The following is a 19,304-nucleotide window of genomic DNA, read 5'->3' as shown; positions in this document are numbered from 1 at the left end:
AGAGGAAAAGCCGACAGCCCCAGCTTTTCCTCCCTTTGTTTTCATCTGTAATTCGGCTCCACGCTTTCAAGCTTCTCGACTTTTTCTTCAAGGCCGGTTGCGGCGTTAATGAACAGTTGATACGTTTCATCGCCAAGCGTTCCTAAAAACTCATAGCAAAGCACCGGTTTTTGCAAATCGTTCATAATGACCGCCTGGCGCTCTTCCATCACTTTCAAATGTGGGTTTAACTTTTTCTTCGCCGCCTCGACGGTGAGCGTCGGTTTGGGCAACGGACGCGGAATGGACGATGACAAATAGTCGCGCGCCGTAAAGCCGACGACATGGCCGTTGTCAAGCGCCACTTTCATTTGGATCGCTTCCGGATAAATGCGGATGCCGTCTTCGCTTTTGACAAACGTCAGCACGGCGACATTATCGTATTGCGTGCTGTCGTACAATTCAAAGCCGGTGAATTGATGCCGTCGCAAAAACGCCATCCCACGGTTGGCCGCCTCATGCAGGCTGATCTTCGGCTTGCCGATTGGCCGGCTGTTTAACGCCCAAATCGGATATCCGCCGTTTTTCGTCACATCCATATAAATGTCGCCCTTTGTTTTCGGATCGTGAATCGTTAAACTGTAAAAACGCTCATCCGCCCCATTGCCGCTGTCCGTCACCTTGATGTTCTCCGTTCCCTTTAATCCAAGAAACTCGCGGGCGATCCGTTTGGCTTCCGCTTTGGAAATCGGGCGCCCTTTCGCGCGGACAAAGCCTTTTTCCTCATTGGCGAGGCCGATGAACGACGGGCCGAACTCGGACGAACTTGAGAATGTATCAACATTTTTCTCCACCGCTTTCAAGCCGTCAATAATGATGTTGTCGCCTTTTTCGTCGTTCGTCGCCAGCGCCAGTTCGACGTCCATCCAGCGCAAATTGTTTTCCAGCACTAAATGCTGCACGTTGCGCAATTCTTGGCGGATCGCGCCGGCGCTTTTGTACAGCGCCTCGAGCGTCTTATACTCTTCTTTCGTCAATGGTTCTTTTTCCAAATCGCGCACGGCCGTCCGGTAGCTGAACTCGCCAATTTTCGATAAAAACTCTTGCGTCTTGTTAAACGGCAAAAGCGACAGCGGCAGTTGACCGACATCGGAATGGGCTTCAGACGCGATTTTCCACACTTCGGCGAGCGCCGGCGACAATGAGGCGTGCGAATTCATCGCCAGCGTCGCTCCAAGTTTGTCATGCAACAAATCGATCTGATAGGCCAGATCGTGGAACGCGCGCTGGTAATTGTTTTCCGCATGAATTAAGATCGCGTTTTTTTCCTGATGCTCGCGGTAGCCCCAGTAGCCAGTGCCGACGACAGCGACGACAAGCGCTGCAATCAGTAAGTTTCGCACCATCTCGTCTCCCTCCTTTTATTTGCAAAAAATATGGTTTCCAATCCGCTTGATTTGCGGGCGGCTCCAAATCCAAGCGCTCGTCGCCGTGGCTGGGTTAAAGTAGTAAATCGCTCCGCCGGTCGGGTCCCAGCCGTTGATCGCATCCAACACCGCTTTTTTCGCCGTTTCATTCGGCGTCAGCCAAATTTGCCCATCGGCGACCGCGGTAAACGCGCCGGGCTGAAAGATCACCCCGGCGACCGTATCCGGAAACGACGGATGCTCCAGCCGATTTAAAATAACGGCGGCAACCGCCACTTGTCCGATGTACGGCTCCCCGCGCGCTTCCCCGTAAACGGCGTTTGCCATCAGCCGAATATCGTTTTGCGAAAACCCTTTTGGCACATTGGATGCTGTCGTTTTCGCCGCTCGCACTGAACCCGCTGAACTGCCGCGTTTTTTCACCTGCTGGCTGAGCGGAATGCCGCCATAATGGGTGAAATCGTTTCCTTGGCGGATTTGCTCTTTCACAAACTGCTCGTAATATTTTGAAGCGTTCACAAGCTTCCGTTTCGTCTCCGATCCGGCTAATCCATCGACCGGCAAGCCGTATTCGTATTGGAAATTGCGCAGCGCCCAATACGTTCGCCAGCCAAACACGCCGTCAATTTTGCCGTTGTAAAACCCAAGGTATTGCAGCCGCGCCTGCAGTTCAATGACATCATCGCCAACTGCTCCACGCTGAATCACTTGCGGGGAAAACGCGAAAGCATGGCCTGATGGGTAAATGCATGTCCAAACAGCCAATGCGATGAATAGAACCCATTTTCTTGCCATATGTGAACCTCCCGTCAACACTCACCGTTTTTACCCCTATTTTCCTTCCGTTTCCCTTTTTTATGCGAAAAAAAGAAAAAAGCCAAAGCTTTTACGCTTGGCTTTTCACAGGCGGCACCGCTTGAGGGCGGGCGTATCCTTTCGCTTGTTTTACTTTGCGCAACGCCGCCCACCATAAGGCGAGCATAAATGGTCCCATATAATAGCCCCAACGCTCTTTGGCGAGCAGCAGCCAGTCATAGACGCCATGAAGGAAAAACGGCAACAAAAACGACGCCCATAAATAATAGCGGCGCTTTTTTACGGCAAACTTCGCCTTGCCGAAATAAAACCCCATGATGACGGAAAAGAGCGCATGACTGGACACCGGCAAAAGCGCCCGGGCAATGGCCGTCTCCACTCCGTTGGCCAACAAGTACAAAATGTTTTCCAGCGTCGCGAATCCAAGAGAGACGCTGGCGCTGTACACAATGCCGTCATACGGCTCGTCAAATTCGTCGTGGTCATACACAAAAAAATAAACGACAAACCATTTGACAAACTCCTCAAGGAGCGCAGCGGAAAGAAACGCCTCGGCGGCCGGCGACGCGACGATCCCTTCTGCCGCCAACACATATTGGATGAACATGATCGGAAACACAAGCAAGACGCCGAACAAAAACATGCGCAACACAAACGAAAACGGCTCAGCCTCATACTCGTCCTTTAAATACAAATAACTAAGCAGCGCCACCCCGGGGGCGACGCCGGCGGAAATCAACGAAAACATCCTCGATCCCCGTTTCTTTGGCATTTTTACCTTCATCGTACCACGAACCAGGGGAGAAAAAAAGAGGAATTGCTGGGCCGCTTGTTGCCTAATAAGCGAACAAGCCATCAACGGCGGCGTCGGCAGCAAGGGCAACAGCAAGCTTAATGCGCGCTTTTTTCGCATCGTAGTCGCTGCCAAGAATAACCCCTTTCTTATGCAAATCATAGGCGCTGCCGGGGTAATCGTACGTTGTATACACCGCCCCTTCCTCGGCGCTCGTCGTCACCACGACTTTGATCCCCGCTTCGATGGCTTTGACGATTTCATCGACCATTTTGGGCGCCACTTGCCCGCGGCCGACCCCTTCGAGCACAATGCCAGCGACGCCGCTTTCCCGGGCGGCTTTAATGAACTTGCCGTCCGCCTCCAAGTAGCATTTCACAATGTCCACCGGCGGAAGCGGGCGCACAAGCTTGTAATATTCGCGTCGGATCGGCTTTTGGTACACGTACACCTCATCGTTGTCAATGATGCCCAAATAGCCGAAGCCGAAAGCGTTGAATCCTTGAATGTTCGAGGCGTGTTCTTTTTTCACGTATTTCGCGGCAAAAATGCGTTCATTGAACACAACGACCGTCCCCGCCCCACGCAACGGCTCGGCGCACGCGGCGTAAATGGCATGGCGGATGTTGATGTATACATCGCTGCCCAAATCAGACGGCGCCCGCTGCGAACCAGTGACGACGATCGTCCGCGGGTCATCGATCGTCAAATCCAGGAAATAGGCCGTTTCTTCGAGCGCATCGGTTCCGTGAGTGACGACGATGCCATCAACGGATGGATCGGTGAAATGCGCCTCAATCCGTTTTTTTAGCTCAAGCCAATGCGAAAACGTCAAATGCATGCTTGGCAATTGAAATACGCTTTCCACGATGATTTCAATTTCTTTCGGCAAATGGCACATCGCCGCGAGTTCTTCACCGCTTAGCGCCCCGGCCCGCAGGCGGCCGGATCGTTCGTTTCGCTTGCTCGCAATCGTGCCGCCGGTTGTCAGGAGCACCACTTTCCGTTTCGTCACGCAAGCCACCCTCGCTTTCTCGCTTTCGCATCATGACACGATTGTTGATGATCCATTATTTTACTAAAAAACAAAGAATGATATGGCTGAACACAAGCTTTTCTGCCTCTTCCCTCGAACAAGAACGCCGGCGGGCAAATGTCATTTGCCCGCAAAGCGTTCATTGTTCGAGGAGGTCATGCCGTCATATGCCAGTCGATATATTGGCCACGAAGCGCTACTGCAGCTGCTTGGCTGCCCGCTCCCGTTCGCGCTTGACGATGCAGGCGGCAATAGCGTCTCCATGGAAGCGGCCGTTTTCGATAAAAATTTCATTCGCATCGTTGCCAGCGGCGATCACCCCGGCGATAAACACCCCCGGCACGTTTGTCTCCATCGTCTCCGGATCATAATGCGGCCGGCCGCTTTCCGGGTCGATCTGCACCCCGATGTTCATCAAGAAGCGATGATCCGGATGATAGCCGGTCATGGCAAACACAAAGTCGTTTTTGATGGTTTTCGTTTCCCCGTCGACTTCATACACAACCGCATCTTCGGTAATGGCTTTCACATGTGCGCGAAACTCCATGCGGATGACGCCTTTCTTCACAAGAGAGTCAAACTCCGGCAAAATCCACGGCTTAATGCTTTTCGAGTACTCGTTGCCGCGATACAGCACGGTCACGCGCGCCCCCGCTTTCACAAGCTCCATCGCCGCGTCGATGCTCGAGTTTTTGCCGCCGATGACAACGCAGTCGGTGTTGAAGTACGGATGCGCTTCTTTAAAGTAATGCATCACTTTCGGCAGCTCTTCCCCCGGCACGTTCATATAGTTCGGATGGTCGTAATAGCCGGTGGCGATGACGACGTACTGCGCGCGGTACACCCCTTTTGTCGTTTCAATCAGAAATGCGCCATCTTCCTGCGGCTTGACGGTTTTCACTTCTTCAAACGCATTGACGCGCACTTGCTTGCGAACCACGACTTCCCGGTAATACGCAAGCGCTTGATTTCGCTTCGGCTTCCGGTTTTCCGTAATAAACGGCACGCCGCCGATCTCCAACCGATCGCTCGTGCTGAAAAACGTCTGATGCGTCGGAAAACGGTAAATCGAATGGACGATGTTTCCTTTCTCGATCACCAGCGGCGAAAACCCGGCGTCTTGCAAAGCAATCGCCGCCGCCAGCCCGCACGGACCGCCGCCGACAATAATGATTTTCTCCTCTTTCATCGTTTTTGCCACCTCGCATGAAGCAAAAAATCCCCTATCTTATGATAGGGGATTTCACCAAAGCTTGCAAACATCGGCGCTTGCTCGCCTCACACCCAGCCGCGGAACCGGCACGCTTCCGCCATTTTGCGGACGCCGACCATGTAGGCGGCAAGGCGCATGTCGACGCGGCGCGTCTGCGCCATTTCATACACGTTGTTGAACGCTTTGACCATCACTTTTTCAAGCCGCTGTTCCACTTCTTCTTCCGTCCAATAGTACCCTTGGTTGTTTTGCACCCATTCGAAGTACGACACCGTCACACCCCCGGCGCTCGCCAACACGTCCGGAACGAGCAAAATGCCGCGCTGCGTCAAAATTTCCGTCGCCTCAAGCGTCGTCGGCCCGTTCGCCGCCTCAACGACGATGCTCGCCTTAATGCGCGGAGCGTTTTCGGCCGTAATTTGGTTTTCGATGGCCGCCGGCACCAAAATATCGCAATCAAGCTCAAGCAGCTCTTTGTTCGAAATCGTATTTTTAAACAGCTTCGTCACCGTGCCAAAACTGTCGCGCCGTTCAAGCAAATAGTCGATATCGAGCCCGTTCGGGTCGTACAGCGCGCCGTACACATCGGAAATGCCGACGACTTTCGCCCCGGCGTCGTGCATAAATTTGGCCAAATAGCTGCCGGCGTTGCCGAACCCTTGAACGACGACGCGCGCCCCCTTGAGCGACAAGCCGCGTTTTTTCGCCGCTTCCCGGATGCAAATCGTCACCCCTTTGGCCGTCGCCGTTTCCCGGCCGTGCGAACCGCCGAGGACAAGCGGCTTCCCGGTGATAAACCCTGGCGAATCGAACTCGCGGATTCGGCTGTACTCATCCATCATCCACGCCATAATTTGCGAGTTCGTAAACACATCCGGCGCCGGAATGTCTTTTGTCGGCCCCACGATTTGGCTGATGGCGCGCACATAACCGCGGCTTAGCCGCTCAAGCTCGCGGAACGACATCGTGCGCGGGTCGCAGACGATGCCGCCTTTGCCGCCGCCGTATGGCAAGTCGACGATGCCGCACTTTAAGCTCATCCAAATCGATAGCGCTTTCACTTCTCGTTCCGTCACATCAGGATGGAAACGCACCCCGCCTTTCGTCGGACCGACTGCATCGTTATGCTGCGCCCGGTAGCCGGTAAAAATTTTCACCGATCCGTCGTCCATGCGCACCGGAATGCGAACCGTCAGCACGCGGATCGGCTCTTTCAAGAGCTCATACACCTCTTCCGGGTAGCCGAGCTTTTCCAACGCTCTATGTATAACAATTTGTGTCGACGCCAGCACGTCGTATTGTTGTTCTTTCTCTTCCGTATGCTTATCGGCTGCCATACGTAAACCTCCTATAAGCTCGCTATAATAATTTGTCGCCTTTCATGTCATAGTATACACCTTCTGTGGCCGGATGCAAAGGAAAAATGGCGAAGCGGCGTCGAACAGTTGACGCAAAAAAATAGACTCCTTGTCCATTTCAAGGAGTCTTTCTATGCCTTAGTTGGCGCGGAAATAACGAACGAGCTGTTCGATCGCGCGGCGTTCAATCAGCCGCTTCCCATATTCTTGCACACGATGTATCGTTATCGTAGCCGGGTTGCCAAACTCGGCCAGCAAGGCGACAAAGTTGTCGAGCGGAATCGGCGGTTCTTCGGCGACGTGCAAGTAAAAGCGGCCTTGATAGGAATAAAGCGTGCCGTCGAGGCAGCCGACCGCATGCAGGCGATGAGCGAGCTGGATGACATCTTCAAACGTTTGGAATTCGTAAAATATGTCATCGCTCTCATCGAGCGTTACTTGCATTTCAATATAATCGTCGGCGAATTCTTCTTCCATGTCGTCGTAGTCGCCTTCGTTCGTAACGATAACGACCATGCCCTGCGCCGGTAAAGAGTAGACTTCGACCGCGATCGATCCGTTCACCTCAAAGCCGAGCTCTTCGCTTGCTTCCTCGATCATATCGCGGAACAGCTGATGGACTTTAAACGTATCTTTCCATAAATCGTCTTTCGTCAACCCGCGGTCCAGCAAATCGTCAAACGTCAGGAAAATTTTGATTTTGTTGTGGGTCAAGCGCTCAAGACGCATCGGCACCCCTCCTTACCTACAGAGCCATCTCTTACCGTTATTGTATGACGCAAGTGGCAATTGGTTCGTTTGTTGTTATTAATGAGTTTACATCGTTTTCCCCGTTTTAGACAAGCATTTTTTCTCGGTTGCTCCCCCGGATCAGCATACTTCCCCCTGTCATGGCCAGCGATGCGGCATCGTCTGGCGTCCTCTCAACGTCATCATACCATAAAAAAAGGAAAAAACGAAAAAAAGCGCCGCCAGCCGCCAATGGAACTGAAACGCCTAATAAAAATGGCCGAGCGACGCCAAACTGAGCAACCATTGGCCTAAGCGCAGCCGCCGGCCGGACAACAAACGCACCGTCCCGGTTACAGCGATGCTAAGAAGCGCCCCGTTGGCAGCGACGCCGAGCAAAAAACAGGCAAAAGCAAGCCATGTTCGAAGCGGGGAAAACAACAGCTGCGTCAAAAACACGGTTGGGGAAAATGGCTCAAGGGGCGGCAGCCAGCGAAAAAACAAATACGTGCATAAAACAGTAGCCATGGCGGTCACCCATAGGCGGCCCATGTTCCCCTCCTCCGTTTTCCTTTAACAATTCGCCATCATCAGCAGGCATGAACAACAACCCACTATCATACATATAGACTGAACTTCGCCAAAAAGGAGGAGGGGGTTTTATGTTTACGACGCGCAAACAATATGAGCCGTACATCAGCCCGTTTGACCCGTGCCCGCCGATCCGCGTCAAAACGTACGTCACCGCGCCCAACTTATACGTCGGCTTCCAACCGCCAAACTTGCCGCAGTTTCCACTGCGCGAGGCGTTAATGAAAGGAACGCTTTGGCAAGTATTTTACGATCCGTATTACAGCCCTTACGAAACGAAGGGAAAAGGTGATGGTTCATGAAACAAATGCCAAAGGAGTATTACGAGCAGCTTGAGGAGCTGCAAGCCGTCGATTTTGCCCTCGTTGAGCTGACGCTTTATTTGGACACCCACCCGAACGATTATCAAGCCATTCAACAGTTTAACCAACTCGCGCAAAAGCGGAAGCAGCTGAAAAAACAGTTTGAAGCCGCCTATGGCCCGCTTGAGCAGTTTGGCCACAGCTATTCCAACTACCCGTGGAATTGGGATGACGCGCCTTGGCCTTGGCAAGTGTAGCGGATTCATCACGAACGCAAGGAGGAACGGATCATGTGGATTTATGAAAAAAAACTGCAATACCCGGTTCGCGTCAGCACGTGCAACCCGCGATTGGCGAAGTATTTAATCGAGCAGTACGGCGGAGCGGACGGAGAGCTGGCGGCGGCGCTCCGTTACCTAAACCAGCGTTATACGCTGCCGCCGAAAGTGATCGGGCTCCTTAACGACATCGGCACCGAAGAACTCGCCCATTTGGAAATGATCGCGACAATGGTGTACAAACTGACGAAAGACGCGACGCCGGAGCAGCTGAAAGAAGCCGGCCTTGAGCCTCATTACGTCGATCATGAGCGCGCCCTCTTTTACCATAACGCCGCCGGCAACCCGTTTACGGCGACGTATATTCAAGCAAAAGGCGACCCCATCACCGACTTGTACGAAGACATCGCCGCTGAAGAGAAAGCGCGCGCCACCTATCAGTGGATCATCAACATGAGCGACGATCCGGATTTAAACGACGGGCTCCGCTTTTTGCGCGAACGGGAAATCATCCATGCACAGCGATTCCGCGAAGCGGTGGAAATTTTGAAAGAAGAGCGCGGCCAGAAAAAAATATTCTAAACAAAGCACAGCTGGATGGGCCCCCATTCAGCTGTTTTCATAATACAGGTTGATGTCGTACTCCCGCTTCAGCCATTCAAACAGCCGGTGACGCCCATTCCATTGTTCTTCATTTTTCCATAAGTCGATGCTTTTTTGAATAATTTCGCAGCGTAGGGCATGAAAGTCGTCTTCCGCCTTTTCGCTTTTTCCTTTATAATAAACAGCCAGCCAATACACCGTACATAACAAGAGCAGGATCAAAATATGGATCGGGGCGGCAAAAAACCAGGCGAATCGTTCGCTCCATGCCGTCATCGCCGCAGCGTTGGCGATGATATAAAGAAGAAATGCGGCCAAGCCGGCAAACGCGGCGGCCTGCGAAAGCGCCGACCGCTTTTCAAGCCGCGCCCATTTTTTCTTTTTTTCAATGACGGCAAGCAACATTTCTTTTGTCACTTCATCGAGGGAAAATTCATCCGGAAACCGGGCCATGTGCTCTCCCCCTTGTCCGTGTTCTATTGTCCATCATATGCGGGCGACAGACAGATTAGAACAAAGGGAACGCACGAGGCCATTTTTTCGGTCAGCAGGCGCAGCCGATTATTCCGCTTGAGCGGGGAGCGGAATGCGCAGCGTTTGCCCCGGCTGAAGGCGGCCGGTCGATAAGCCGTTTTCCTTTTTTATGAGATTGATGGCGTCCGGCGTACCGTAATATTTCATGGCAATGCTGTAGAGCGTTTCATCCGCGGCAACGACATGGGTGATGATTTTTCCTTGTTCATCGCTGACCTTTTCCTGACCGCCGGCGTTTTCTCGACCGGCGGTGCTCTTTTGCTTCTGCTTGGCCGTTTGTTTTGACTCCTTCCCTTCGTCGCCTCGAATAATGTGGACGGTCTCACCCCCTCTTTCTTCATGACGGACAACCGTCACAGAGCCCGACTTCGATTGGACATGGTGGATGGCCAGCACGGCTGCCGGCAACACCAAAAACAAGAACACGAGCAGGCGGGACGGGACGTATTTTCGCTTTTGTTCTTCTTTTTCCTTCCGTCGTTTGATGCGTGAGAACGGCGCGCTCTCGTCCGACCTCAGGCTCGGCCGCGTCCGGCGCTCCTCTGTCCTTCCCATGGCTTCACTCCTTTCCGGACCGAATATGCAACGCGAGCACGAAATCGATCAAAAAGTGCGCGGTGATGGTCACCCATAAGCTTCCGGTTTGCTCATACAACATGCCGAGAAACAAACTGACAAGCATCACCATGAGAAACAAAAACCATTTTTCCAAATAGCGTACATGCAGCACAGCAAAAATGATGCTTGCCGGTCCAAGCCCCCAATGCGTCTGCACAACGCCGCGAAACAGCCATTCTTCCGTCACAGCGATGAGCGCACATAAAAAAAAGAGATGAGGAATCGAGAGGCCGCGGAATATTTTTTCGTTCACCCCGCCGTCGTCATGCCAATCATCCGGCAAATAGCGCATGGTGAAAAAATCAACCGCCAGCACGAGCGACGCGCCTCCCGCTCCGTACAGCAGCACATCGGCGAGATCAAACCGCCAAAGCCGGCGCCACTCGTCCCCATCGAACAAAAAGAGGGAACAGCCGCCGGCGGCCAGAAGAAGCAGCCCTTGCGTGACATAAAGGTGAAAAAGCACCTCGCGCTCCGTCATCTGCCGGATTTGTTCACTTTGCCGCTTCATTCGTCCGTCCCTCGCCAAAAAGCATGTCCCACAACTCCTCGCGCCAATGGCGAACCGGCGCCGCCTCCGGACGGTGGACGGCTCTTCCATAGCCGTCAAGCGATAGCCCGCAACGATCGCAGCAGACATCCCGCCGACCCGTCAGCTCCTCGCCAAACGCGCGGACAAGCGCCTGACGCCGGCACGAGGACAAATTCACCCATTCATCCATTTCCTGCAGTTTTTTCCGCTTCCAGCGCCGCCGCGCCTCAATGGCGGCTGCCATCCTGCCGTACAGCCGCCCTTTCGCCTCCGCGGTCAGCCAGCCGGGCATCTCCCGTTGTTCCCGTTCTAAAAAATACGCCAACAGCCGCTTTTGTATGTCGGTGAATCCAGGAGCCTCGAGCGCCGCCATCGCTGCTTCCCATCCGGCTCCTTGCGGCAGCCGCTGACACCAGTTGTGCAGCTCGCGCGGACTTAACAACTCGGCCTCGGCCACCGCCTGGACCATGGCCCGGTCGCCGTCCGCATAAAATAACACAGCAAGGCTTGGCGCTCCGTCACGTCCCGCGCGCCCGATTTCCTGCACGTACGCCTCAAGCTGGGTCGGCATATGAAAATGAAGCACAAACCGGACGTTTTCTTTGTTCACGCCCATGCCGAATGCGCTTGTACAACAAACGATGTCCAGCTGACCGTATAAAAACTGCTGTTGCACGAGCAGCCGCTGCTCCCCATCCATGCCGGCATGGTAATAGGCGACCCTTCCTGCGCCGCACTGGTCGAGCCGGCGCGCCGTCTCTTCCGCCCATTGACGGCTCGAAAAATAAATGATTCCCGGGCCTTCGAGACGCTTGGCATAATCGACCAAGCGCGCCGCTTTGTCCTCCGTTGATGAACAATGCTCCACGCACAAGGCGATGTTCGGACGATCGACGGAATGAATATGGCGGCGGGCGCCATCCATCCCGAGCGTGCGAATAATATCCTCCTGCACTTCGGGCGGCGCCGTCGCCGTCAACGCCAAACACGGCGGGGCCCCGAGCGCGCGCCGGATCTCCCCAAGCTTTAAAAAGTCCGGGCGAAAGTCATATCCCCATTGAGAAATGCAGTGCGCTTCATCGACAACAAAAAGCGAAATGCATACGCGCCGAAGCGCCGTTAAAAATTTTGCCGACTGCAGCATCTCCGGCGACGCGTAAATAAAGCGAAACTCCGCAAGCGAAGCGAGCGCCTGCCATTTTTCTTCAGCATCAAGCAGGCTGTGAAAAGCAATCACCCGCTTTTCCCCGCGCCGGCGCAACTGCTCGACTTGGTCCTCCATGAGCGACACAAGCGGCGAAACGATCAGCACACTGCCTTGAAGCAAATACGCTGGCAGCTGATAGCAAAGCGACTTGCCGCTTCCGGTCGGCAGCATCGCCAGCACGTCGCGCCCAGCAAGCACATCTTCCACCACTTCCCGCTGCCCCGGACGGAATGAAGCATGTCCGAACCGCCTATACAGCGTTTTCGTCAACTCGTCCAACGTCCCACTTCCTTTGCCAACACAAGCCGAATTTCAAAATAGCTGACCTTGCCATCAAGCGCCTCGCGAATCTCTTTCAATTTCCGCGTCCTAAGCGCCTGCGCCGCCGCTCGAATGGCCGCCGCCTTTTCATCATCGACAAACGGAGCGATTGAAAAACCGGGCACATTGGCAGCGATTTCGACAATATGATCCTCAATCGTGCTTCGCTTCAAGCGGCGGATCTCAGCAATAGCTTCCATCGTTTTTCCTTTCCGCAACCATTCGTACGTTTTTTGCGCCGATTGTGTCAGCACCGCCGGCGCCAGTCCACTCATCAATTCAGCCATCATCGGAGCGCGTCCGACCTCAGCTTCCGCCATCATGTAATGGAGCACGTTGCGGAATTGAAACTGCACATAGAGCGCCTCCTTTTGCAAATGAGCCGCGATTTGCTCCATCGTCCAGCCGATGCGAACCGCGCTCGTCAAACGCAGCGTAAAGATCGTCGCCGCCTCTTCGGAAACCGCCTCAAGCAGCCGGACGAGCTCTTGGTGCAACGTCTTGGCCAACATCTGGCGCGATCCTTTTGCAAGCAAATATTGCTTCACCCATTGAAGCGTCCGCTCGTCGCGGCAAATCGGGGCAAAACGCCGCCCATGGACGAGGTTTGACAATGTCTGCCCGATCAAGGAAAGACGCTGCCAAAACAGCGGCTCCGCCTCATGATAACGCCAGCCGTTCAGATGGCGGGGGAACAGCGCCGCATGTTTGTCAAGCCATTCTTCCCCTGCCGCGGTCAACGTGTATGTCCGTTGTTTCGCGGATAAAGCGAGCCGCTGTTCGACAAGCGCCATTGCCGCCTCCTCGAGCGCTGCCATCGTCACATTCTTCCATGTGCCAAACAGCGGCTCAAGCTGAAACCATTTGCTGTCTTGGAGCGTCTGCGCCGATTTTTTTCCCGAAAATACATGATACACCGCCGCCAGCATCCGTTCGCCGTTGAAGCGGCGCAAGCAATGGGCGAGCAAAAATGAGGCATAGCCATGCCGCATTCTGCGTTCCTCCCTCGCCTCTATTGTAGCAAAAATCGCCCAACCGGTCGGCAGAAAAAATCGATCGGTTGACAGTTCCGCCATATGATAACAAAACTAAATAAGATGCATATGTGTAAAAATACAAGAGAGCGATTTTTTTGTTGAAAAGCCGGCCGTACGGTCTTATTATTAAAAGTGAAAAGTTCATTTCCGAGCAGGCAACACGGAGATGGCCCGTCCGTTTCCAATAAACTTGGGGAGGTTCGATTTTTATGCCAAAGTATACGATTGTTGATAAAGAGACTTGCATCGCCTGCGGAGCTTGCGGCGCCGCCGCTCCCGACATTTACGACTACGACGAGGACGGCATTGCCTACGTCACTCTTGATGACAACCAAGGCATCGTCGAAGTGCCGGAGATTTTGATTGACGATATGATGGACGCCTTCGAAGGCTGTCCGACTGAATCGATCAAAGTTGCTGACGAGCCGTTTGACGGCGATCCGAATAAATTCGACTGACATTCCCCCTCTTGCCTGGTCGGCAAGAGGGTTTTTTGATGCAAGCGTGAAATCACAAGTGGCGCATCTTGAACGAACGTGCTACAATAAGATTGGCTTGTCCGCTGCGCCTGCTGGGTGGACAAGTTTTCATGTATACATAACCAACAAAGGAGGAACGGGTTATGGCATTCGAAAATAAAATTGTCGAAGCGTTTATCGAAATTCCAACCGGAAGCCAAAACAAATACGAATTCGACAAAGAACGGGGCATTTTCAAGCTCGACCGCGTCTTATATTCACCGATGTTTTATCCGGCTGAATACGGCTACTTGCAAAACACGTTGGCGCTCGATGGTGACCCGCTCGACATCTTGGTCATCACGACAAATCCGACGTTCCCGGGCTGCGTCATCGACACACGCGTCATTGGCTATTTGAACATGGTCGACAGCGGTGAAGAAGATGCGAAATTGATCGGCGTTCCGGTCGAAGATCCGCGTTTTGACGAAGTGAGATCGATTGAAGACCTCCCGCAGCACAAACTGAAAGAAATCGCCCACTTCTTTGAACGCTACAAAGACTTGCAAGGGAAACGGACGGAAATCGGCACATGGGAGGGGCCGGAAGCAGCCGCCAAATTGATCGACGAATGCATCGCCCGCTACAACGAACAGAAAAACAAGTAATCCGTCCAACATCTCATTTCACCAGACGCCGTTTTTCTATTTCCGAACAATTTTGCCCATGTCGTTCGATATGGGCGCTTTTCTTTTTCAAACCCCGAACATTCCTGCTCAAAAAAACGTTTTCATTGGTATGACTTCTTTTCCCCCCATTGACAGAAACCGCTTTCGCATGTTAAATTATCAGAAATTTAACATCCTTGAAACAGAAAGGGGCACCCACTGTGTTTCGCGTACTCGTTTCCGACGCCATCAGTGAAGAAGGTTTGGCGCCGCTCTGCGCATCGGCGCAGATCGACATCGTGCAAAAGAAAACAACCGAAGCGGAAGAGGAATTGCACACCTTTGACGCTTTGCTCGTGCGCAGCGCCACCAAAGTGACGGAAGAACTATTGGAAAAAATGCCGAACTTAAAAATTATCGGCCGCGCCGGGGTGGGCGTCGACAACATTGATGTCGATGCAGCGACGAAACGCGGCATCGTCGTCATTAACGCGCCAAACGGCAATACGATTTCGGCCGCTGAGCATACCTTTGCCATGATGGCCGCCCTCGTCCGACGCATCCCGCAGGCGCACATTTCCGTCAAATCGAGGGAGTGGAACCGCTCGGCGTTTGTCGGCAACGAGCTGTTTGGCAAAAAATTGGGCATCATCGGCTTCGGCCGCATCGGTTCGGAAGTCGCCAAACGGGCGCGCGCCTTTGGCATGAGCGTGCACGTGTACGACCCATTTTTAACGAAAGAACGCGCCGAAAAACTCGGCGTCTCGATTCACTCGCTTGACGAAGTGCTAGCCGCGGCTGACATCATCACCGTTCATACGCCGCTCACGAAAGAAACGCGCGGGTTGCTTGGCACGGAAAACTTGGCGAAAACGAAAAAGGGCGTCTATTTGATCAACTGCGCCCGCGGCGGCATCATCGACGAACAGGCGCTCATCCCGTTCTTGGAAAGCGGGCATGTCGCCGGCGTCGCCCTCGACGTCTTTGAACAAGAACCGCCAGGGGATCATCCGCTTTTCGCGTTTGACAATGTGATCGTCACGCCGCATTTAGGGGCGTCGACCGTCGAAGCGCAGCTGAACGTCGCCACCCAAGTCGCGGAAGAGCTGCTCCACTTTTTTGAAGGGCGGCCCGTCACCTCATCGATCAACTTGCCGGCGTTGTCGAAAGACGTCTATGAAAAAATTCAAGCATTCTATCATTTAGGCCGGAAGCTCGGCTTGATTGCATCGCAGTTTATGAACATCCCGGTGCAAGAGCTGTCGGTCACCTACGCCGGCACGGTCGCTGATCTGGAGACGACGTACATCACCCGCAGCCTGCTCGCCGGCTTCCTGCGGCCGCGCGTCGCCTCAACCGTCAACGAGGTGAACGCCGCTATGGTCGCCAAAGAGCGCGGCATCACATACGGTGAAAAATTTTCCGATGAAACGCACGGCTATGCGAACTGCATTTCGCTCACCGTCCATGGCGAAAACAAAACGTTCACGATCAAAGGAACGCACGTGCCGAACTACGGCGACCGCATCGTCCATTTTGACGGCGTCGCCATCGACTTTGCCCCGGAAGGCCATCTCCTGTATATCCAGCACCAAGACCGGCCGGGGATGATCGGCAAAGTCGGGAACGTGCTTGGGGCGCACGATGTCAACATCGCCACCATGCAAGTCGGCCGCCAAGAAGCGGGGGGCAAGGCGATGATGATCTTATCGCTTGACAAACCGGTCGATGATGAGGTATTGCAGGCGTTGGCGCAAATTGATGACATCGAAACGGTGAAGCGGCTCGAAGCGTAACCACCCGCTTCTGCGGGCAGATCATACAAAAAACGCAGGCCTTCCCAGAAAGGAGCCTGCGTTTTTCGTTCGAGCAAGCCCCACAGCAGCCATTCGCATCGTATCGTTCCCTCTTGCGAAAAGGCGATGATCATGACCCAAACGGTTGTTTTTCCTTAAACCAAACACCATGCATCGTTTCTTCATGATTGTTTTACGCCTACATACTAAGAAAGGGTGTCCCGATCCTTTTGGGACACCCTGGTGTTTTGTCAGTTCCGTTCAGCCGAGCGGCACCGCCTTCCGCTCGCCTTTCGAGAACGTCATCAGCTCGGTGTAGCCGACACTGCGGGCGAGTTCCACCGCCTTGTCAAAGTCGGCGCCGACATGCTCAGGCACGTGCGCATCGGACGACAACACAATCGGAATGCCTTTTTCATAGCACATTTGAAGCAGGCGCGGGGCCGGATACAGTTCGCCGACCGGCTTGCGCAACCCGGCGGTGCTGATTTCGACGCACGTTTTCGAATTGGCGAGCGCTGTTGTCGCCCGGTCGTATTGTTCAAGCAAAAATTCCTCATCTTCCGGGACGTATTGAAAAATTTTCACCAAATCGAGGTGGCCGATAATGTCAAACAAATTCGACTCGGCGAGCGTCACGACTTGATCGAAATATTTGCGGTATGTATCGTACAAATCGCGCCGTTCCCACTCGTGGCGATATTCGGCTAAGTCGATGCCGAAATCGTCGACCCAATGGATCGAACCGATGACATAGTCAAACTCGTATGAGCGGATAAAGGCGGCCATTTCCTCGTGTTTGCCCGGCGTATAATCCATTTCGATCGACATTTTCACATCGAGGCCCACATCCCACGCTTCGTGGAACAGCCGGACATAATCGTCCATATCGTAGCAGCGGCGCGCGTCGACCCACGGATTGGATAAAATGTTTTTCGTTTGGTAAAAATGGTACGCGTGCTCGGAAATGCCGAAATGCTGGATGCCTTTTTTCGCCGCTTCATCGGTGAACTGGCGCAAATAATCCAGCGTCAACGTCCCTCGTTCCAAATGGTTATGGTAATCGGTCAACATCGGCGTTTCTCCTCTCCTGCTGTTTTTCTCATTATAACGCATTACCGCAAGAAAGGACAACCGTTTTGCGAATATTCATCCAATCATCCGTTGGCGCCGACAAGAAACAACAGTCCGACGCATACCGCCACACCAGCCACCGCCAAGAGGCGTCTCATCACATCGCCCATTTCCATCCCTCCTTGCCTATGTCGCACCATATATGTCTTATGTCAAAACGAACGCCGATAGAACGACCTCGCGTCGACATTAACAAAAAAAACCGCTAAGAGCTCACGCTGGCGGCTACGGGCCGGTTGCCAGCAACGCGGCGTTCGGTCCGGCCGGCACGTGGATCGGCTTCCCAAGCGGATACGGGCCAAGAGTCGATAACCCGCTCGACTCGAATGTGACGTCAAGCAGCCCAAACTCTTTCGCCGTCAGCAGCACGGCCTCCGCCATGCTCGCCGCTTCTTCCGCGCTTGGCCGAGCGGACAAATGAAGCCGGACCGTCGCATGGCGCGCATCGACATCGACCGAATCAACTTCCACCCCTGGTGGAATGGCCGGCTCAAGCCCATGGATCGTCGATTTTTTCATCTGCTTGAGCGCCTCAGAAAACGAGCGGGCGCTTCCTGGCGCCGGGATGAGCACCGGATAGCCGAAGGAGGAGGAGCGGTTTTGATAATACATTCGCTTCTGCTGGTTGATTTTTGCCGTTTTTAGACGACCCAACACCGGCAAATCGAGCCCTTCTTCCTCCCCAGTGAAAAAGCGGATGCTTTGCCCGCCCATCTGCCGCACTGTTTCCATGACCGCGTCGAAAAAGAGGCGCTGTTCCTCATGGCCGGCGGCAAACACGCGATGGCTCGCTAGAACACGAACAACCCATACACGCCCATCGCCTGCCGCCGGGGCCATCTTCACACCGTCGAGCCACGCAGACGCCTCGCGCAACGGGGAACGAGCAAGCTCACCGAGCGCCGCAGACAGCCGTTCGTTCGGCGCAAAACGGCCAGGAAGAGGAACAACGACTGGCACCACTTGGCCGATCCGCTCATCGGGCAAGGCAATCACCACTGCATTCACCGGTTCGCTGGCGGCCATCATCGCTTTTGGGTGAGAGGAAGCGCCATCCGCCTCTAGCGTCTGAACAGGGGATGAGGAAGCCTCGTTTTTGTCCGAACGCGTTGGAACAATAAAATGCGGACCGACATAAACCGCCGATGCAAGCACGGCCGCCGACGCCACCACTTTGAGCCAACGCCGCTTCCAGCGCGCCCTCCGCTGAGCGCGCACCAGCCGGACATACACTTCTTCTTTCGTGCGCCGGTCTTTGATGACAGGCAACTGTTCAAGGCCATGTTCAATGCATCGCTCATTCCAATTGAGCTTTTTCACACCGCCACCCCTCCTGTTTTGCCTCTTCCTCCATATATTGCTTGAGCGCCTTCAGTGCGCGGTGCTGCGTCGTTTTCACTTTGCTTTCCGTCCAGCCGAGCGATTCCGCCGTTTCCGCAATCGACAACGACTGGATGAATCGAAGCACGAGCACAAGCCGTTGATCAACCGTGCAGCGCGCCAAACAGCGGTACATAAGCTGAATCTCCTCGTTTTGAATCGCCATTTCCTCCGGAACCGGCTCGTCGGCGCCGATTTGTTCCTCGCTCCATTCCGCCGAACGAGCCCATTGGCGCCGGCGTTTTTGCTTGCGAAAAAAATCAATGGCCACATGGCGCGCAATGGACAGCAGCCACGTTTTTTCGCTGCACTGCCCTTTAAACCGTTTGTATGAGCGCAGCACTCTGACGTACACTTCCTGAACCAAATCTTCGGCCTGCTCTCGATTCCGCACCATGTAGAATAAAAAATTAAACAAATCATGATGGTACTTTTCATACAACTGTTCAAAGACGGGGTCCATCGCTTCTCTCCCCCTATCTCCCCCATGGACC

Annotated in this window: 22 protein-coding genes; 6 read left to right on the top strand and 16 right to left on the bottom strand. The window is 53.9% G+C overall.

Annotation, left to right across the window (positions count from 1 at the left end):
• Window positions 1-41: 41 nt before the first annotated feature.
• The 8 genes from ypeB to B9L19_RS07115 form a co-directional block, all read right to left on the bottom strand.
• The gene (gene ypeB, locus B9L19_RS07150) at window positions 42-1,385 is read right to left on the bottom strand and encodes a germination protein YpeB (protein WP_047752883.1); all 1,344 of its coding nucleotides are present in this window, start codon (window positions 1,383-1,385) and stop codon (window positions 42-44) included.
• Between the two features lie 15 nt (window positions 1,386-1,400).
• Window positions 1,401-2,201, bottom strand: coding sequence for a spore cortex-lytic enzyme (gene sleB, locus B9L19_RS07145; RefSeq protein WP_089113884.1), 801 nt, complete (start codon window positions 2,199-2,201; stop codon window positions 1,401-1,403).
• A gap of 91 nt (window positions 2,202-2,292) precedes the next feature.
• On the bottom strand, window positions 2,293-2,970 hold the full coding sequence (prsW, locus tag B9L19_RS07140; protein WP_047752881.1) for a glutamic-type intramembrane protease PrsW: 678 nt from the start codon (window positions 2,968-2,970) through the stop codon (window positions 2,293-2,295).
• Window positions 2,971-3,058: 88 nt separating this feature from the next.
• Complete coding sequence (locus B9L19_RS07135) at window positions 3,059-4,030, bottom strand: asparaginase (RefSeq protein WP_012820743.1); 972 nt, start codon at window positions 4,028-4,030, stop codon at window positions 3,059-3,061.
• Window positions 4,031-4,247: 217 nt separating this feature from the next.
• Entirely contained in the window at window positions 4,248-5,240 is a 993-nt protein-coding gene (locus B9L19_RS07130) for a YpdA family putative bacillithiol disulfide reductase (protein WP_047752880.1), read from the bottom strand.
• A gap of 89 nt (window positions 5,241-5,329) precedes the next feature.
• Window positions 5,330-6,601 carry a Glu/Leu/Phe/Val family dehydrogenase gene (locus B9L19_RS07125; RefSeq protein ID WP_025948501.1) on the bottom strand — a complete coding sequence of 424 codons (1,272 nt, stop codon included), beginning with the start codon at window positions 6,599-6,601 and terminating at the stop codon, window positions 5,330-5,332.
• A 159-nt stretch (window positions 6,602-6,760) separates the two neighbouring features.
• The gene (locus tag B9L19_RS07120; protein ID WP_025948502.1) at window positions 6,761-7,351 is read right to left on the bottom strand and encodes a genetic competence negative regulator; all 591 of its coding nucleotides are present in this window, start codon (window positions 7,349-7,351) and stop codon (window positions 6,761-6,763) included.
• Window positions 7,352-7,618: 267 nt separating this feature from the next.
• Window positions 7,619-7,903, bottom strand: a complete 285-nt coding sequence (locus B9L19_RS07115; protein ID WP_241771968.1) for a hypothetical protein — start codon at window positions 7,901-7,903, stop codon at window positions 7,619-7,621.
• A 110-nt stretch (window positions 7,904-8,013) separates the two neighbouring features.
• On the opposite strand from B9L19_RS07115, the gene B9L19_RS07110 reads away from it, so the two are divergent.
• The 3 genes from B9L19_RS07110 to B9L19_RS07100 are packed head-to-tail and all read left to right on the top strand — an operon-like array spanning window position 8,014 to window position 9,104.
• Window positions 8,014-8,244 carry a spore coat associated protein CotJA gene (locus tag B9L19_RS07110; protein WP_025948503.1) on the top strand — a complete coding sequence of 77 codons (231 nt, stop codon included), beginning with the start codon at window positions 8,014-8,016 and terminating at the stop codon, window positions 8,242-8,244.
• A complete protein-coding gene (locus B9L19_RS07105; RefSeq protein WP_031408620.1) occupies window positions 8,241-8,501 on the top strand; it encodes a spore coat protein CotJB in 261 nt (86 codons plus the stop codon). Before B9L19_RS07110 ends, B9L19_RS07105 begins: the two co-directional genes overlap by 4 nt.
• A gap of 33 nt (window positions 8,502-8,534) precedes the next feature.
• Window positions 8,535-9,104 carry a manganese catalase family protein gene (locus B9L19_RS07100; RefSeq protein WP_025948505.1) on the top strand — a complete coding sequence of 190 codons (570 nt, stop codon included), beginning with the start codon at window positions 8,535-8,537 and terminating at the stop codon, window positions 9,102-9,104.
• 27 nt (window positions 9,105-9,131) lie between these two features.
• On the opposite strand, the gene B9L19_RS07095 is transcribed toward B9L19_RS07100, so the two are convergent.
• The 5 genes from B9L19_RS07095 to B9L19_RS07075 form a co-directional block, all read right to left on the bottom strand.
• Entirely contained in the window at window positions 9,132-9,578 is a 447-nt protein-coding gene (locus B9L19_RS07095) for a YpbF family protein (RefSeq protein ID WP_025948506.1), read from the bottom strand.
• Window positions 9,579-9,686: 108 nt separating this feature from the next.
• Window positions 9,687-10,214, bottom strand: coding sequence for a LysM peptidoglycan-binding domain-containing protein (locus B9L19_RS07090; RefSeq protein ID WP_025948507.1), 528 nt, complete (start codon window positions 10,212-10,214; stop codon window positions 9,687-9,689).
• 4 nt (window positions 10,215-10,218) lie between these two features.
• Window positions 10,219-10,788 (bottom strand): CPBP family intramembrane glutamic endopeptidase, encoded by a 570-nt coding sequence (locus B9L19_RS07085; RefSeq protein WP_089113883.1) that lies wholly within the window; start codon window positions 10,786-10,788, stop codon window positions 10,219-10,221.
• Window positions 10,772-12,295 carry a RecQ family ATP-dependent DNA helicase gene (locus B9L19_RS07080; protein ID WP_025948509.1) on the bottom strand — a complete coding sequence of 508 codons (1,524 nt, stop codon included), beginning with the start codon at window positions 12,293-12,295 and terminating at the stop codon, window positions 10,772-10,774. The genes B9L19_RS07085 and B9L19_RS07080 overlap by 17 nt, the downstream gene beginning before the upstream one ends.
• Window positions 12,283-13,329 (bottom strand): YpbB family protein, encoded by a 1,047-nt coding sequence (locus tag B9L19_RS07075; protein ID WP_089113882.1) that lies wholly within the window; start codon window positions 13,327-13,329, stop codon window positions 12,283-12,285. Before B9L19_RS07075 ends, B9L19_RS07080 begins: the two co-directional genes overlap by 13 nt.
• A gap of 254 nt (window positions 13,330-13,583) precedes the next feature.
• On the opposite strand from B9L19_RS07075, the gene B9L19_RS07070 reads away from it, so the two are divergent.
• From B9L19_RS07070 to serA, 3 genes are all read left to right on the top strand, one after another.
• Entirely contained in the window at window positions 13,584-13,832 is a 249-nt protein-coding gene (locus B9L19_RS07070) for a ferredoxin (RefSeq protein ID WP_011231729.1), read from the top strand.
• Window positions 13,833-13,996: 164 nt separating this feature from the next.
• Window positions 13,997-14,500 (top strand): inorganic diphosphatase, encoded by a 504-nt coding sequence (locus B9L19_RS07065; protein ID WP_011231730.1) that lies wholly within the window; start codon window positions 13,997-13,999, stop codon window positions 14,498-14,500.
• Between the two features lie 221 nt (window positions 14,501-14,721).
• Complete coding sequence (gene serA / locus B9L19_RS07060; RefSeq protein ID WP_025948511.1) at window positions 14,722-16,296, top strand: phosphoglycerate dehydrogenase; 1,575 nt, start codon at window positions 14,722-14,724, stop codon at window positions 16,294-16,296.
• 261 nt (window positions 16,297-16,557) lie between these two features.
• On the opposite strand, the gene B9L19_RS07055 is transcribed toward serA, so the two are convergent.
• From B9L19_RS07055 to sigX, 3 genes are all read right to left on the bottom strand, one after another.
• Window positions 16,558-17,370 (bottom strand): histidinol-phosphatase, encoded by an 813-nt coding sequence (locus B9L19_RS07055; RefSeq protein WP_047752877.1) that lies wholly within the window; start codon window positions 17,368-17,370, stop codon window positions 16,558-16,560.
• A 285-nt stretch (window positions 17,371-17,655) separates the two neighbouring features.
• Window positions 17,656-18,750 (bottom strand): GerMN domain-containing protein, encoded by a 1,095-nt coding sequence (locus B9L19_RS07050; protein WP_089113881.1) that lies wholly within the window; start codon window positions 18,748-18,750, stop codon window positions 17,656-17,658.
• Window positions 18,728-19,273 (bottom strand): RNA polymerase sigma factor SigX, encoded by a 546-nt coding sequence (sigX, locus tag B9L19_RS07045; RefSeq protein ID WP_025948514.1) that lies wholly within the window; start codon window positions 19,271-19,273, stop codon window positions 18,728-18,730. Before sigX ends, B9L19_RS07050 begins: the two co-directional genes overlap by 23 nt.
• Between the last annotated feature and the right edge of the window lie 31 nt (window positions 19,274-19,304).

Source organism: Geobacillus thermocatenulatus, assembly GCF_002217655.1.
Classification (GTDB): Bacteria; Bacillota; Bacilli; order Bacillales; family Anoxybacillaceae; genus Geobacillus; species Geobacillus thermocatenulatus.
The sequence above is the reverse complement of the archived record's forward strand: the minus strand, read 5'-3'. Positions and strand labels throughout refer to the sequence as shown.